This is a genomic window from Oleiphilus sp. HI0067 (assembly GCF_001635735.1).
Map to the genome: position 1 here is coordinate 1 of NZ_LWFI01000415.1, position 631 is coordinate 631.

2 protein-coding genes are annotated in these 631 nt (G+C 45.8%); both read left to right on the top strand.

Annotation, left to right across the window (positions count from 1 at the left end; translation table 11 throughout):
- Nucleotides 1–295, top strand: a 295-nt coding sequence (locus A3739_RS04850; protein WP_255376766.1) for a flagellin, incomplete at its 5' end; no start/stop codon positions are given.
- Between the two features lie 85 nt (nucleotides 296–380).
- On the top strand, nucleotides 381–631 hold a 251-nt coding region (locus A3739_RS04855), incomplete at its 3' end, for a flagellar protein FlaG (RefSeq protein ID WP_197472057.1).

Consider the following 631-nt stretch of genomic DNA (forward strand, 5'->3'; position numbering starts at 1 on the left):
TATTTCTACAGCTGATGGTGCTAAAGCAGCGATTGCCGCAGTGGATAATGCAATTAACACTGTGAACGCAGAGCGGGCGAAACTTGGTTCGATTCAGACGCGTTTTGAAAACGTTATCTCTGCTAACGCGATTGCGATTGAAAACTTCTCTGCATCATCAAGTCGAATTAAAGATGCGGATTTCGCAGCAGAAACGGCTGCGCTTTCAAGAGCGCAGGTTCTTCAGCAGGCCGGTATTTCAGTATTGGCTCAGGCTAATGCTCGGCCTCAGCAGGTTCTTTCACTTCTTCAGTAATAAGAAGCTAAGGACTTTTTGATCTTAGTGGCAGAAATCATTGTGCCACTAAGGTTAAACTTAAGCTAAGGATAAGGGTGCAATTATGAATGACGTTAAACTCGTAAACACTGAGTTCGCTTTGAGGCAGGGAGCTTCAGAGGTAACGCTTCCTGCAAAAACGACTGCAGGGGATTCAGCACCAAATCGTCAAGCGGATGAGATCGCTTCTGAACTAACTGATGTTGCCGAGCAGGGTGCAGAGCAAGTAGAGCAAGCGGTCGCGAATCTAAATGAATATGTTCAATCGGTACAGCGAGATTTGCAGTTTCGATTGGATGACACGTCAGGAAAAAC